Genomic DNA, 13792 nt, shown 5'->3' on the forward strand with positions numbered 1-13792 from the left:
CGGTGACGGGGGCTTTTTCATACGCCAAATCTTACTATTTGGGCACATTGCCTCCTTATGGCGCCGCTGTTGCCGAGGTAGCCTCCCTGCCGGCACTGACAATCCCCGCTCAGGGACAAATGTGGCAACACCTCCATTGGCAACCAATTAACCTGCCAATTGCAATATGAACCTTTTTTGGTACACTCGACCATGACTGAAAAGCAACCGACGTTGAATGTCAGCTTTTTTCGTACGCCGGCGGGCAACGAACCAGTACGCGAGTGGCTTAACGCATTGCCGCGTGATCACAAGCGAATGATTGGGGTTGAAATAAAAACGGTTCAGTTCGGCTGGCCAATTGGAATGCCAATTGTCAGAAAACTCGAAGGAGGCTTGTGGGAAGTACGGATAGATCTGCTGGATACCATCGCTCGCGTTCTCTTCACGCTAAAAGACAACCTCATGGTCCTGCTCCACGGCTTCATCAAAAAGAGCCAGAAAACCCCGGCATCCGACTTGGAAACAGCCAAACAGCGCAAGGTGATACTAGAGAGGAACACTCGATGAACCCACACATCGGCTCCGATTTTGACGACTTTCTTGAAAAAGAGGGTCTGGTGGAAGAAGTATCTGCCGCAGCACTCAAGCGTGTCATTGCCTGGCAGATCGCCCAAGCAATGAAGAGCCAGAAGGTAACAAAGAAAACTTTGGCGGAACGTATGCATACCAGCCGAACGGCTGTAGACCGTGCACTCGACCAGAATGATCCAGGCATGACCCTGGCAACCCTGGCCAGCGCTGCACGCGCACTCGGCCAGCGCGTCGAGGTAAGACTGGTCCCAGAGCCGGAATCAACTCATGCCTGATCTCCCCCCATAAAAAGCCCGCTGACGCGGGCTTCTTTCTGACCTACATCTCCACCTGCGTCCCCAACTCAATCACCCGATTCAGCGGTAGATTGAAAAAGCGCAAATTGCCATTGGCATTCTTCAACATGAACGCGAACAGCGCCTCGCGCCAACGCGCCATGCCTTCAAGTTTCGAGGCGATCACTGTCTCGCGACTGAGGAAGTAAGTGGTGCGCATCGGGCTGAAATCCAGTTCGGCGAGGTGGCACAGTTTCAAGGCTTGCGGCACGTCTGGCTCATCGGTGAAGCCGAAATGCAGGATGACTCGGAAGAACCCTTCGCCGTAGGAATCAACCTCGAAACGCCGGCTGGGCGGCACTCGCGGGATGTCTTCATACACCACAGTCAACAGCACCACCTGCTCGTGCAACACCTGGTTATGCAGCAGGTTGTGCAACAGCGCATGGGGCACTGCGTCCGGGCGCGCGCTGAGGAACACCGCGGTACCCTGCACTCGGTGAGGCGGCTGCACGGCGATACTGCTGATGAAAATCGGCAGTGGCAGTCCGCCCTCGTCGATACGCTCGATCAGCAGCTGCTTGCCGCGCTTCCAGGTGGTCATCAGCACGAACAGCGCCAGACCGGCGATCACCGGGAAGGCGCCGCCCTGGACGATTTTCGGTACGTTGGCGGCGAAGTAGAGGCCATCCACCAACAGGAAACCGACCAGCACCGGGACCGCAAGAATCGGTGGCCACTTCCAGAGCAGCAGCATCACCGCCGACACCAGGATGGTGGTCATCAGCATGGTGCCGGTCACCGCCACGCCATAGGCCGAAGCCAGGGCACCCGACGACTCGAAACCGAGCACCAGCAAAATCACCCCGACCATCAGCGACCAGTTCACCGCGCCGATATAAATCTGTCCCTGTTCAGCGCTGGAGGTGTGCTGAATGTGCATGCGCGGGATGTAGCCCAACTGGATCGCCTGGCGGGTCAGGGAGAAAGCCCCGGAGATGACCGCCTGGGAGGCAATCACGGTGGCCAGGGTCGAAAGGCCGACCAGTGGCAACAAGGCCCACTCCGGCGCCAACAGGTAGAACGGGTTGCGCGCCGCCTGCGGGTCGCCCAACAGCAATGCGCCCTGGCCAAAGTAATTGAGCACCAGCGCCGGCAACACCAGGATGAACCAGGCGCGAGCGATGGGTTTGCGGCCGAAGTGGCCCATGTCGGCGTACAGCGCTTCGGCCCCGGTCAATGCCAGCACCACCGCGCCCAGGATCGCTACCCCCATGCCCGGGTGCACGATGAAAAAGCGCACAGCCCACATCGGATTTATCGCGTGCAGCACTTCCGGATACTGGAGAATGCCGTACACCCCCAGCGCACCCAGGACGACAAACCAGGTCACCATGATCGGACCGAACAGGATGCCGATTCGCGCGGTGCCGTGGCTCTGAATCAAAAACAGCGCCACCAGCACGACCAGCGACAGCGGCACCACCCAATGGTCGATGCCATCGAAGGCCAGGCCCAGGCCCTCGATGGCCGAGAGCACGGAAATCGCCGGGGTGATCATGCTGTCGCCATAAAACAGCGCGGCACCGATCAGGCCACAAACCACCAGCAGCGTGCGCAGTCGCGCATGCCCCGCCGCAGCACTGCGGGCCAGCGCAGTCAGGGCCATGATCCCGCCCTCGCCCTGGTTGTCGGCGCGCAGGACAAACATCATGTACTTGATCGACACCACCCAGATCAGCGACCAGAAGATCAGCGCCAGAATCCCCAGCACACCGTCATGGGTGACCGGTACGCCATAACCGCCGGAAAACACTTCCTTGAGGGTGTACAGCGGGCTCGTGCCGATATCGCCATAGACCACCCCCACCGCCGCCACCAGCATGCCGATCGGCTTGGCTGCCGAGTGCTCAGCGCCCGCTGCCTGACTACTTGCCTGACCCATCCACCACCCCTACTACCCAGACCGGACCGCTTCGCGAGAAGCCCTATACTTTGACGTGCAGCATGCGCTGTTTTACTTGTTGTTACAGACCTTTCATTGACTGCAAAAAATCACTGAGGCCTAACGGCGCGAAGCATAGCGCAGCACTCGTCGTATTTCCCTGCATAAAGCTGGTCAAGTGCGTCGACCGCCGCTAGAATTGCGCACTTTTTGATCAGAGGCGCGCCAAACGCCCGTCTGTCGCCCTTGCCCACCTGCGGCTGGAGGCGTCACCAAACACCGAGGTTAGACATGTCCACCACTCCTGCGTCGGCCAACCCCAAGGTTGGCTTCGTCTCTCTGGGTTGCCCAAAAGCTTTGGTCGACTCCGAGCGCATCCTTACCCAACTGCGCATGGAAGGCTATGACGTCGTGTCCACCTATCAGGACGCGGATGTCGTGGTGGTCAACACCTGCGGCTTCATCGACTCGGCCAAGGCTGAATCGCTGGAAGTGATCGGCGAGGCGATCAAGGAAAACGGCAAGGTCATCGTGACCGGCTGCATGGGCGTCGAGGAAGGCAACATCCGCGACGTACACCCGAGCGTGCTGGCCGTCACCGGTCCGCAGCAGTACGAGCAAGTGGTCAACGCCGTGCATGAAGTCGTGCCGCCCAAGCAGGATCACAATCCGCTGATCGACCTGGTGCCGCCGCAAGGCATCAAGCTGACCCCACGTCACTACGCCTACCTGAAGATTTCCGAAGGCTGCAACCACAGCTGCAGCTTCTGCATCATCCCGTCGATGCGCGGCAAACTGGTCAGCCGCCCAGTGGGTGATGTGCTCGACGAAGCCCAGCGCCTGGTCAAGTCCGGCGTCAAGGAACTGCTGGTGATTTCCCAGGACACCAGCGCCTACGGCGTCGACGTGAAATACCGCACTGGCTTCTGGAATGGCGCGCCGGTGAAAACCCGCATGACCGAACTCTGCGAAGCGCTGAGCACCCTCGGCGTTTGGGTCCGTCTGCACTACGTCTACCCGTACCCGCACGTTGACGAGCTGATCCCGCTGATGGCCGCCGGCAAGATCCTGCCGTACCTGGACATCCCGTTCCAGCACGCCAGCCCGAAAGTGCTGAAGTCGATGAAACGCCCGGCGTTCGAAGACAAGACCCTGGCGCGCATCAAGAACTGGCGCGAGATCTGCCCGGACCTGATCATCCGCTCGACCTTCATCGTCGGCTTCCCCGGCGAAACCGAAGAAGACTTCCAGTACCTGCTGGACTGGCTGACCGAAGCTCAGCTCGACCGCGTCGGCTGCTTCCAGTACTCGCCCGTCGAAGGCGCACCGGCCAATGACCTGAACCTTGAAATCGTCCCGGACGACGTCAAGCAGGATCGTTGGGAGCGCTTCATGGCGCACCAGCAGGCAATCAGCTCGGCGCGCCTGCAAATGCGCATTGGCCGTGAAATCGAAGTGCTGGTGGACGAAGTCGACGAGCAAGGCGCTGTCGGCCGCTGCTTCTTCGATGCCCCGGAAATCGACGGCAACGTATTCATCGACAACGGCAGCAACCTCAAACCAGGCGACAAGGTCTGGTGCAAGGTCACCGACGCCGATGAGTACGACCTCTGGGCCGAGCAGATCTAACCAGCACAAGCTCCTGTGGGAGCGAGACCGCTCGCGAATTGCGCTGAACCCGAAAAGCCCCGCTCATTTCAAAATGATGCGGGGCTTTTTTACGGCTATCGTTTCCTACAGCCAATGGATTTGATCTCACGGACAGCAAAAGGAACAGGTGGGCATGCGCCATCACTCGGTCATCCAGACACCGAAACACAGTGACTACGAAGAACTGACCCAGGTCTGGGAGGCGTCGGTGCGCGCCACCCATGACTTTTTGCCAGACAGCTACATCGAACTCCTGAAAAACCTGGTGCTGACGCGCTACCTGGACGCCGTCATGCTGATCTGCACCCGCGACAAACAGCAGCGCATCACCGGCTTTGCCGGCGTGGCAGGAGGCAAGATCGAGATGCTGTTCATCGCCCCGCAGCACCGCGGCGAGGGTTTGGGCAAGCAGTTGCTGCACTACGCCATGCAGCACCTGAATGCCGACGAGCTGGACGTCAACGAACAGAATCCACAAGCGCTGGGCTTCTATTTCAAGCAGGGTTTCGAAGTGATCGGACGCTCGGAAGTCGACGGCATGGGCCAGCCTTACCCCTTGCTGCACATGCGTTTGAAACAACCCCGCCAGCAGGCGCAGCGCGGCTAAAAGCCACAGGAAGCAAATCGCCCCGCGATTAACCGGCGCGGGGCAGGTACAATACCCACCCCCTTTTTGTTACGGCCCTGTCATGACTGACCCGATTCGTCTTTCCAAACGCCTCATCGAACTCGTCGGCTGTTCCCGTCGGGAGGCTGAGCTGTTCATCGAGGGCGGTTGGGTGACCGTCGACGGCGAGGTGATCGATGAGCCGCAGTTCAAGGTCGGCGAACAGAAAGTCGCGCTCGACCCCGAGGCCAAGGCCACTGTGCCGGAGCCGGTGACCCTGCTGCTGCACGCGCCAGCCGGCGTGGATGTCGAGAGCGCCCAGCAATTGCTGAGCCCAGAGACCCTGAGCGAAGAACATCGTTTCAGCAAGCGCCCGCTCAAGGGGCACTTCCTGCGCCTGAGCGCCAGCGCCGACCTGCAGGCCAATGCCAGCGGCCTGCTGGTGTTCACCCAGGATTGGAAGGTCCTGCGCAAGCTCACCGCCGATGCGAGCAAGATCGAGCAGGAATACGTGGTCGAAGTCGAGGGTGAAATGGTCGCCCACGGCCTCAATCGCCTGAATCACGGCCTCAGCTACAAAGGCAAGGAACTGCCGGCGGTCAAGGCCAGCTGGCAGAACGAAAACCGCCTGCGTTTCGCAATGAAGAACCCGCAACCGGGGATCATCGCCCAGCTCTGCCAGGCTGTCGGGCTCAAGGTCGTCGCCATCCGCCGGATTCGAATCGGTGGCGTTTCCATCGGCAAGGTGCCAGCTGGACAATGGCGCTACCTGTCCGCCAAAGAGAAATTCTGACGCCGCCACCCATTTCGGCGTCGCCGACATCGGCAACGCCCACCGCTGAATGATCAGGACTGCACACATGATTCACAACGACGTACTGCGCAGCGTGCGCTACATGCTCGACATCAGCGACAACAAGGTCGTCGAGATCATCAAGCTCGGCGGCATGGATGTCACCAAGGACAATCTCGTCACCTACCTCAAGAAAGACGAGGAAGAAGGCTTTGTGTTCTGTCCCGACGAGGTCATGGCGCATTTTCTCGACGGCCTGGTGATCTTCAAGCGCGGCAAGGACGAAAGCCGTCCGCCGCAGCCGATTGAAACGCCGGTGACCAACAACATCATCCTGAAGAAACTGCGAGTTGCCTTCGAATTGAAAGAAGACGACATGCACGCGATCCTCAAGGCGGCCGACTTCCCGGTCTCCAAGCCAGAGCTGAGCGCGCTGTTTCGCAAGTTCGGCCACACCAACTACCGCCCGTGCGGCGATCAGTTGCTGCGCAATTTCCTCAAGGGCTTGACCCTGCGCGTTCGCCCGCAGTAACCCCCTCGCCGCCCCTGAACTGCACCCAGTCCGCTCAGGGGCTGGCCTTATGGCCAAGCATTGCGCAAAAAAATAGTGGCTCCGCTTCCGGCGCCTGACGACTAGGGTGTAATGACCTTCAGCCCTCAGGACTTGCCATGCATCCCTACTTCTCCCTGCAAGGCCGCACCGCCTTGATCACCGGTGGCACCCGCGGTATTGGCAAAATGATCGCCAAAGCCTTCGTCGAAGCCGGTGCGACCGTATATGTCTGCGCCCGCGATGCCGAAGCCTGCCAACAGACTGCCGACGAGTTGAGCGCCCTCGGCCGCTGCCACGCGGTAGCTGCCAACCTCGCCAGCGAGGAAGGCGTGATCCAACTGGTCGAGCGCCTGGGTAAACAACTGAGCCACCTGGATATTCTGGTGAACAACGCGGGCACCACCTGGGGCGCGCCGCTGGAGAGCTATCCGGTCAAGGGTTGGGAAAAAGTCATGCAGTTGAACGTGACCTCGGTCTTCACCTGCATCCAGCAATTCCTGCCCCTGCTGCGCAAGGCCGGTTCAGCCGCCAACCCGGCGCGCATTATCAACATCGGTTCGGTCGCCGGGATTTCATCCTTTGGCGAACAGGCCTACGCCTATGGTCCGAGCAAGGCGGCCCTGCACCAACTGTCGCGCATCCTCGCCCGCGAACTGGTCAGCCAGCACATTAATGTCAACGTGATCGCACCGGGACGCTTCCCGAGCAAAATGACCCAGCACATCGGCAACGACGAACAGGCCCTGACCGAGGACACGGCACTGATCCCGATGAAGCGCTGGGGCCGCGAGGAAGAAATGGCCGCCCTGGCGATCAGCCTGGCGAGCACCGCCGGGGCCTACATGACCGGGAATATTATTCCGCTGGATGGTGGGTTCAGCCTCTAGATCCGGGCACGCCCATCGCGAGCAGGCTCGCGCCTACAGGGGTCTGTGTTGCAATGTAGGAGCGAGCCTGCTCGCGATGGCGGCTTGACTGACTCACACGGGTTATCATGCCCACCCCATCCGGCCTCTCGACCCCATCATGACCTACAGCGTTTCCCCCATCGGCTTTGTGCGCTCCTGCTTCAAGGAGAAGTTTGCCATCCCACGCCAGCCCCAACTGGCCCCGGCCGCACGGGGCATTCTGGAACTGGTCGCGCCCTTCGACCAAGGCGACGCGGTGCAAGGCCTGGAGCAGGTCAGTCATGTCTGGCTGCTGTTCATGTTTCACCAGGCGCTGGAAGACAAGCCACGGCTCAAGGTCCGCCCGCCGCGCCTTGGGGGCAACAAGTCCATGGGGGTGTTTGCCACACGCGCGACTCACCGCCCGAATGGCATCGGTCAGTCCGTGGTCAAGCTGGACAGAGTCGAGGCCAATCGCCTATGGATTTCCGGGATCGACCTGCTGGACGGCACCCCGGTCATCGACATCAAGCCCTATGTGCCCTATGCCGACATTATCCCCGAGGCCGCCAATCAGATCGCCAGCGCCGCGCCGCAGCTGATTGCGGTGGAGTGGACGGACTGCGCACTGCAGCAGGCTCATAGCCACGCACAGCGCCTCGACGAGCCGCTGGTGGCCCTGATCGAACAATGCCTGGCACAAGACCCACGCCCGGCTTACCAGACGCCTACAGCGCAAAGGGAATATGGCGCGCAGTTCTGGGATCTGGACGTGCGCTGGCACTACCCCTCGCCAGAACTGATCCGGGTACTGGAAGTCATTCCGGCAAAAGCCTGACTCCGGAAACGACTGTGGGAGCCATTTGGCTCCCACAGGTCCTGCCAGCAGCAGTCGATTATTTCTCGACGAATGCCCGCTCGATCAGGTAATCGCCTGGCTCACGCATACGCGGCGAAACCTTCAGGCCGAAGCTGTTCAGCACTTCGCTGGTCTCGTCGAGCATGCTCGGGCTGCCGCACAGCATGGCGCGGTCGTCCTGCGGGTTAATCGGCGGCAGGCCGATATCGCTGAACAGTTTGCCACTGCGCATCAGGTCGGTCAGGCGGCCTTCGTTCTCGAATGGCTCGCGGGTAACGGTTGGATAGTAGATCAGCTTGTCACGCAGGGCTTCGCCGAAGAACTCGTTCTGCGGCAGGTGCTCGGTGATGAATTCGCGGTAGGCGACTTCGTTGACGTAACGAACGCCGTGGCACAGGATCACTTTTTCGAAACGCTCGTAGGTTTCCGGATCCTGGATCACACTCATGAACGGCGCCAGACCGGTACCGGTGCTGAGCAGGTACAGGTGCTTGCCTGGCTTGAGGTCGTCCAGCACCAGCGTGCCCGTAGGCTTCTTGCTGATAATGATCTCGTCGCCTTCCTTCAGGTGCTGCAACTGGGAAGTCAGCGGACCGTCAGGCACCTTGATGCTGAAGAACTCCAGATGCTCTTCCCAGTTCGGGCTGGCAATCGAGTAAGCGCGCATAAGCGGGCGGCCGTTGGGCTGTTGCAGGCCGATCATCACGAACTGGCCGTTCTCGAAGCGCAGGCCCGGGTCACGGGTGCACTTGAAGCTGAACAGAGTGTCATTCCAGTGATGGACACTGAGGACACGCTCGTGGTTCATGTTGCTCATGTACGGGGAACTCCTGGAGATTTATCTGCACATGCTCTGCGAAAAATGAGCGGCCGTGCGCAATTGCATCGCATTCTAATGGCAGCCACAATATCTGTTAACTGAATTATTAAGATAAGGGTTATCGGTTATATCGATATGCGATTTACTTTACGTCAACTGCAAGTCTTCGTCGCCGTCGCCCAGCAAGAGAGCGTGTCGCGGGCTGCCGGCCTGCTCAATCTCTCGCAGTCGGCAGCCAGCACTTCAATTACCGAACTGGAGCGCCAGTCTAGCTGCCAATTGTTCGATCGGGCGGGCAAGCGCCTGAGCCTCAACGCCCTGGGCAAACAGTTACTGCCCCAGGCCGTTGCCCTGCTCGACCAGGCCAAGGAAATCGAAGACCTGCTCAACGGCAAATCCGGGTTTGGCTCACTGGCGGTCGGTGCCACGCTGACCATCGGCAACTACCTGGCGACCTTGCTGATCGGCAGCTTCATGCAGCGCCATCCGGAAAGCCAGGTGAAACTGCATGTACAGAACACAGCCAATATTGTGCATCAGGTCGCACACTACGAAATTGATCTGGGTCTAATCGAAGGCGATTGCAACCACCCGGATATCGAAGTGCAGAGTTGGGTCGAGGATGAACTGGTGGTGTTCTGCGCCCCCCAGCATCCGCTGGCGGCACGTGGCCATGCGAGCATGGAAGAGCTCGCTCACGAGGCCTGGATTCTTCGCGAACAAGGCTCCGGTACGCGCCTGACCTTTGATCAGGCCATGCGCCATCACCGCAGTGCATTGAATATCCGCCTGGAGCTGGAGCATACCGAGGCGATCAAGCGTGCCGTGGAATCAGGCTTGGGGATTGGCTGCATTTCCCGGCTGGCCCTGCGTGACGCATTTCGCCGCGGCAGTCTGGTGGCCGTGGAAACCCCAGACCTGGACCTGGCGCGACAGTTCTACTTCATCTGGCATAAACAGAAGTACCAGACCTCGGCCATGCGCGAGTTCCTCGAACTGTGCCGCGCTTTCACCGCAGGGGTTCAGCGCAGCGACGAGATCGTCTTGCCGACCATTGCCTGAGCGGTCAGATCAGAATCACTGCCCACACCAGTGCAATCATGCTCAGGGCCACGAACTGAGCGGCGCTGCCCATGTCCTTGGCGTTTTTCGACAAGGGGTGCAGGTCGAGGGAAATTCGATCGATTGCCGCTTCCACCGCGGAGTTGAGCAACTCCACAATCAGTGCGAGCAGGCAGACGGCAATCAGTACTGCCTGTTCGACTCGGCTGACGTTGAGGATAAACGTCAACGGAATCAGGATGACGTTGAGCAGGACCAATTGACGAAAAGCCGCTTCGCCGGTGAATGCAGCGCGCAGGCCATCAAGGGAATAGCCTGACGCGTTGAGGATACGTTTGAGACCGGTTTGACCTTTGAAAGGTGACATAGAGTAAGCAACTGAACAAAAAGGAATGGGAAAGCTAGATCAACAAAAGTCAAAAAAGCGTGAAGGTATCGCCCTTTATTGAGGGGAAATTGACTCAAGTTGTTGCAACAGCAACGCGGCCTGGGTGCGAGTGCGAACGCCCAACTTGCGGAAAATAGCGGTCACGTGGGCCTTGATGGTCGCCTCGGAAACACTCAACTCGTAGGCGATCTGCTTGTTCAGCAGGCCTTCGCAGACCATGGTCAGCACGCGGAACTGCTGGGGTGTCAAGCTCGCCAGGCCTTCACTGGCAGCCTTGGCCTCAGGCGAAACATCGACCGCCTCGAATGCTTGCGGCGGCCAGAATACATCACCATCGAGCACGGCACGCACCGCCTGCTGAATCACTTCAAGCGAACTGGACTTGGGAATGAAGCCACTGGCCCCGAACTCGCGGGACTTGACCATGATCGAGGCCTCCTCCTGCGCCGAGACCATCACCACCGGAATCTGCGGGTACTGACCGCGCAGCAGGACCAGACCGGAAAACCCGTACGCGCCCGGCATGTTCAGATCCAGCAGGACCAGATCCCAGTCGGCTTTTTCCGTCAGGCGAGTTTCCAGTTCGGCAATGCTTGCCACCTCAACCAGGCGCACATCGGGCCCCAGGCCCAGGGTGACGGCCTGACGCAGCGCGCTGCGAAAGAGGGGATGGTCATCGGCAATCAGGATGTCGTATGTGGCCATTTTTCAAATGATCCTGTTTTTTATGGCAGACCTGATGCATTCAGATCTCGCCAAGACACTCAAGGTAGCACCAGCAGGTGCTACCAACAGGGTGCGTTCAACGCCAAGTGCCCGAAAAATCGGCGTTTCAATCTTCGGCCGCACCCCAATCGGCGCCAAGGATGCCCAGCGAAGCCGGGGTGGTCAAGCCGCATCCTTTACGGCATCTTAGCCGGCTAACTAATAAGAGTGCCATCATGCAGACCAAAGCCCTGCGCGCCGATGTCCTGATGCTGATCACCGCCATGATCTGGGGGTCAGGATTTGTCGCACAAACCTCCGGCATGGATCATATCGGTCCCTTCCTCTATTCCGGCCTGCGCTTCGCCCTGGGCTCACTGTGCCTGCTGCCGCTGGTGCTGTTGCGCACCCCCGCTCGAGCGGAGCCCTTTCTGACCCGCGGACTGCTGCTTGGCGGCTGCCTGATGGGACTTGCGCTGGCCCTTGGGATCAATCTGCAACAGGTCGGCCTGCTGTTTACCAGTGTGACCAACGCCGGGTTCATCACCGGCCTCTACGTCATTGTAGTGCCGTTGTTGGGACTACTCATTGGCCACAAGACCGGACTCGGTACCTGGCTCGGAGCATCCCTGGCGGTGGTCGGGATGTTTCTGCTCAGCGTCGGCGATCAGTTCCAGGTGGCTTCCGGCGACTGGTTGCAATTGATCGGCGCATTTGTCTGGGGCGGGCACGTGGTATTGGTAGGTGTTTTCGCCGGCCGACACGATCCGATTCGCCTGGCCTTTCTGCAATTTGCCACGTGCTCGGTGGTCAGCCTGCTGCTGGCGCTGTATTTCGAGCCTTTCGACATCGACGCAATCATCGCAGCCGGCCCGGCCATCCTGTATGGCGGACTGATTGCCGTCGGTATCGGTTACACCTTGCAGGTCATCGCCCAGAAGGACGCGATTGCCTCCCACGCGGCGATCATCTTTTCGATGGAAGCGGTATTTGCCGCCATCGCCGGCGCCTGGTTGCTGGGAGAACAACTGAGCATTCGCGGCTACATGGGCTGCGGGCTGATGCTGGCCGGCATGCTCGCAGCGCAACTCTGGCCAAAGGAGCCCCGATTGGTCGGAGCCTGAGGACTCAGAGGAAGGGTTTGAGGCGAGCGTGAGGGGCGTCGTTCGGATCGATCGGTTGTTGGAATTTGGCCGACAGGTAATGCGTACTGAACACATCCAGGTAAGCATCCAGCGCTTCGCTGGCCAATTGGTCGTCGGCCAGTTCCAGACACAATGCAGCCACTTCGGCGGTACAGAAGTGATCGTCGCGCCTGGAGCGGCGCAGCTTGTAGCGCGACAGTTGCTCGGGCGCCAGACTCAACACCGGCAGGTGCTCAAGATAAGGGCTCTTGCGAAACATCTTGCGCGCCTCACTCCAGGTGGCGTCCAGCAGGATAAACAACGGGCGCTTACCCTCCTCGACCGTGACCTGCGACACCACCCGCTCGGGCGCGACAAACTCGCCGGGAAACACGATGTACGGCTGCCATTGCGGATCGGCGATCAGTGCCAGCAAGTCCGGCTCGACCTCCGTGCGCGACCATGCAAACGCGCTGGTCTGGTCGACCACATCGGCAATCAGCCAGCCCGTATTGCTCGGTTTCATCGGCTCGACGTCGTGCATCACCAGGCACATGGCCGACCTTGCTGCGACTGTCGGTCGCCAGGCGCACATGCAATGACTGGGAATCACTCGGCAGCGGGCGCAACGCTCGGCCCGCGAGCCGCGCGCTACAAAAGGCCTGATGGCTCGCGCCAGACGCAAGGCGCGCAAACGGGAAACGGCATGACTCATGACAGGGTTCGTCGGCAGGTGGATTGAATCGACACGAAAAGCGCTCGGCTGGGCAGGAAAGTAGCGCCAGTTTATCAGAGCGCCCCGCACAAGCCTGTACCGCCCGCGCCCTGCCCCCTATAATTTGCCGCCACTGAACGCTCAGCCCTGTGACGGGTCGAAGCACCAGTCACTGAATCAGGAGAGTTCCATGCTGCGCCTTATCGTTCCCACCGCCGCCCTGCTACTGGCGCTACCCTTCAGTGCCCAGGCCGCGTCCAAGCAAGACTACGACCTGAACAAGATGCTGCAGAAGGTTGCCCAGGAAAGTAACGTCGGCCTGCCTCGCGAAGTCAGCAACGATATTCTCGACATGGGCTATACCGTTGAAGGCAAGGAATTGATCGACCATTTGAGCGTGCAGAAAGACTATGCCGATCAGATGCGCACCAACCCCAAGGCGGTGTACCTGCAATTGGGCGCCAGCGTCTGCCGCAACCCGAACTACCGCAAGCTGATGGCCAAGGGCGCGATCATGCGCTACGAGTTCACCGAGAACAAAACCAATCGCCCAGTCGCCTCGGCCAAATTCCAGGAATCGGATTGCCCGGCAACACCTGCGCAAAAGAAGAAGTAACCCCTACAAACCCGCGCGCCGCTGCTCTTCAGCCGCGCGCAGTTCGGCAACCAGCGCCTGCAAATAGGGCGAACGCTGCTCTCTGCTCTCCAGCCGTCGCCGACATTCCTCCTCGAGGCTCACCTGATGATCCTCGGCTGCCGCCTTAAGCGTTTGATACAACTGCGTATCGATCTCCAGAATCACCAGTTTCATTGATCCCGCCTCCGTGCCCTCGAAT

18 protein-coding genes are annotated in these 13792 nt (G+C 59.8%); 12 read left to right on the forward strand and 6 right to left on the reverse strand.

Going from position 1 to position 13792, the window contains the following annotated elements:
* Positions 1-192: 192 nt before the first annotated feature.
* Positions 193-549: a type II toxin-antitoxin system RelE/ParE family toxin gene (locus tag ACZYR5_RS16170; RefSeq protein WP_489090112.1), complete on the forward strand. Its 357-nt coding sequence runs from the start codon at positions 193-195 to the stop codon at positions 547-549.
* Positions 546-848 carry a Fis family transcriptional regulator gene (locus ACZYR5_RS16175; RefSeq protein ID WP_489090113.1) on the forward strand — a complete coding sequence of 101 codons (303 nt, stop codon included), beginning with the start codon at positions 546-548 and terminating at the stop codon, positions 846-848. Before ACZYR5_RS16170 ends, ACZYR5_RS16175 begins: the two co-directional genes overlap by 4 nt.
* Before the next feature lie 43 nt (positions 849-891).
* On the opposite strand, the gene ACZYR5_RS16180 is transcribed toward ACZYR5_RS16175, so the two are convergent.
* Positions 892-2793 (reverse strand): potassium transporter Kup, encoded by a 1902-nt coding sequence (locus ACZYR5_RS16180; RefSeq protein WP_489090114.1) that lies wholly within the window; start codon positions 2791-2793, stop codon positions 892-894.
* Between the two features lie 291 nt (positions 2794-3084).
* Between ACZYR5_RS16180 and rimO the strand changes: the two genes are divergently transcribed.
* From rimO to tsaA, 6 genes are all read left to right on the forward strand, one after another.
* Entirely contained in the window at positions 3085-4422 is a 1338-nt protein-coding gene (gene rimO / locus ACZYR5_RS16185; protein ID WP_489090115.1) for a 30S ribosomal protein S12 methylthiotransferase RimO, read from the forward strand.
* 154 nt (positions 4423-4576) lie between these two features.
* A complete protein-coding gene (locus tag ACZYR5_RS16190; protein WP_489090116.1) occupies positions 4577-5050 on the forward strand; it encodes a GNAT family N-acetyltransferase in 474 nt (157 codons plus the stop codon).
* Positions 5051-5132: 82 nt separating this feature from the next.
* The gene (locus ACZYR5_RS16195) at positions 5133-5843 is read left to right on the forward strand and encodes an rRNA pseudouridine synthase (protein WP_489090117.1); all 711 of its coding nucleotides are present in this window, start codon (positions 5133-5135) and stop codon (positions 5841-5843) included.
* 67 nt (positions 5844-5910) lie between these two features.
* Complete coding sequence (locus ACZYR5_RS16200; protein WP_489090118.1) at positions 5911-6375, forward strand: YehS family protein; 465 nt, start codon at positions 5911-5913, stop codon at positions 6373-6375.
* Positions 6376-6512: 137 nt separating this feature from the next.
* Positions 6513-7283 (forward strand): SDR family oxidoreductase, encoded by a 771-nt coding sequence (locus ACZYR5_RS16205; RefSeq protein ID WP_489090119.1) that lies wholly within the window; start codon positions 6513-6515, stop codon positions 7281-7283.
* A 139-nt stretch (positions 7284-7422) separates the two neighbouring features.
* A complete protein-coding gene (gene tsaA, locus ACZYR5_RS16210) occupies positions 7423-8121 on the forward strand; it encodes a tRNA (N6-threonylcarbamoyladenosine(37)-N6)-methyltransferase TrmO (protein ID WP_489090120.1) in 699 nt (232 codons plus the stop codon).
* A 58-nt stretch (positions 8122-8179) separates the two neighbouring features.
* On the opposite strand, the gene fpr is transcribed toward tsaA, so the two are convergent.
* On the reverse strand, positions 8180-8959 hold the full coding sequence (fpr, locus tag ACZYR5_RS16215; protein ID WP_003443014.1) for a ferredoxin-NADP reductase: 780 nt from the start codon (positions 8957-8959) through the stop codon (positions 8180-8182).
* A gap of 138 nt (positions 8960-9097) precedes the next feature.
* On the opposite strand from fpr, the gene ACZYR5_RS16220 reads away from it, so the two are divergent.
* Positions 9098-10024 carry a LysR family transcriptional regulator gene (locus ACZYR5_RS16220; RefSeq protein WP_027619007.1) on the forward strand — a complete coding sequence of 309 codons (927 nt, stop codon included), beginning with the start codon at positions 9098-9100 and terminating at the stop codon, positions 10022-10024.
* A 4-nt stretch (positions 10025-10028) separates the two neighbouring features.
* Here the strand turns inward: ACZYR5_RS16220 and ACZYR5_RS16225 are convergent, their stop codons facing one another.
* Both ACZYR5_RS16225 and erdR read right to left on the reverse strand, forming a co-directional pair.
* Positions 10029-10391 carry a diacylglycerol kinase gene (locus ACZYR5_RS16225; RefSeq protein ID WP_095166877.1) on the reverse strand — a complete coding sequence of 121 codons (363 nt, stop codon included), beginning with the start codon at positions 10389-10391 and terminating at the stop codon, positions 10029-10031.
* A gap of 75 nt (positions 10392-10466) precedes the next feature.
* The gene (erdR, locus tag ACZYR5_RS16230) at positions 10467-11117 is read right to left on the reverse strand and encodes a response regulator transcription factor ErdR (RefSeq protein ID WP_489090121.1); all 651 of its coding nucleotides are present in this window, start codon (positions 11115-11117) and stop codon (positions 10467-10469) included.
* Here erdR and ACZYR5_RS16235 point away from each other — a divergent pair.
* Together ACZYR5_RS16235 and ACZYR5_RS16240 are read left to right on the forward strand one after the other, a co-directional pair.
* Positions 11110-11328, forward strand: a complete 219-nt coding sequence (locus tag ACZYR5_RS16235; protein ID WP_489090122.1) for a hypothetical protein — start codon at positions 11110-11112, stop codon at positions 11326-11328. The two genes, erdR and ACZYR5_RS16235, sit on opposite strands and share 8 nt — an antisense overlap.
* 25 nt (positions 11329-11353) lie before the next feature.
* Positions 11354-12241 (forward strand): DMT family transporter, encoded by an 888-nt coding sequence (locus ACZYR5_RS16240; protein WP_489090123.1) that lies wholly within the window; start codon positions 11354-11356, stop codon positions 12239-12241.
* Between the two features lie 4 nt (positions 12242-12245).
* On the opposite strand, the gene ACZYR5_RS16245 is transcribed toward ACZYR5_RS16240, so the two are convergent.
* On the reverse strand, positions 12246-12956 hold the full coding sequence (locus tag ACZYR5_RS16245) for a tRNA-uridine aminocarboxypropyltransferase (protein WP_489090124.1): 711 nt from the start codon (positions 12954-12956) through the stop codon (positions 12246-12248).
* Between the two features lie 190 nt (positions 12957-13146).
* Between ACZYR5_RS16245 and ACZYR5_RS16250 the strand changes: the two genes are divergently transcribed.
* The gene (locus tag ACZYR5_RS16250; protein ID WP_027619012.1) at positions 13147-13572 is read left to right on the forward strand and encodes a PA3611 family quorum-sensing-regulated virulence factor; all 426 of its coding nucleotides are present in this window, start codon (positions 13147-13149) and stop codon (positions 13570-13572) included.
* Positions 13573-13575: 3 nt separating this feature from the next.
* On the opposite strand, the gene ACZYR5_RS16255 is transcribed toward ACZYR5_RS16250, so the two are convergent.
* Positions 13576-13767 carry a hypothetical protein gene (locus tag ACZYR5_RS16255; RefSeq protein WP_489090125.1) on the reverse strand — a complete coding sequence of 64 codons (192 nt, stop codon included), beginning with the start codon at positions 13765-13767 and terminating at the stop codon, positions 13576-13578.
* Positions 13768-13792: the final 25 nt, after the last annotated feature.

This window comes from Pseudomonas sp. F007 (assembly GCF_057814275.1).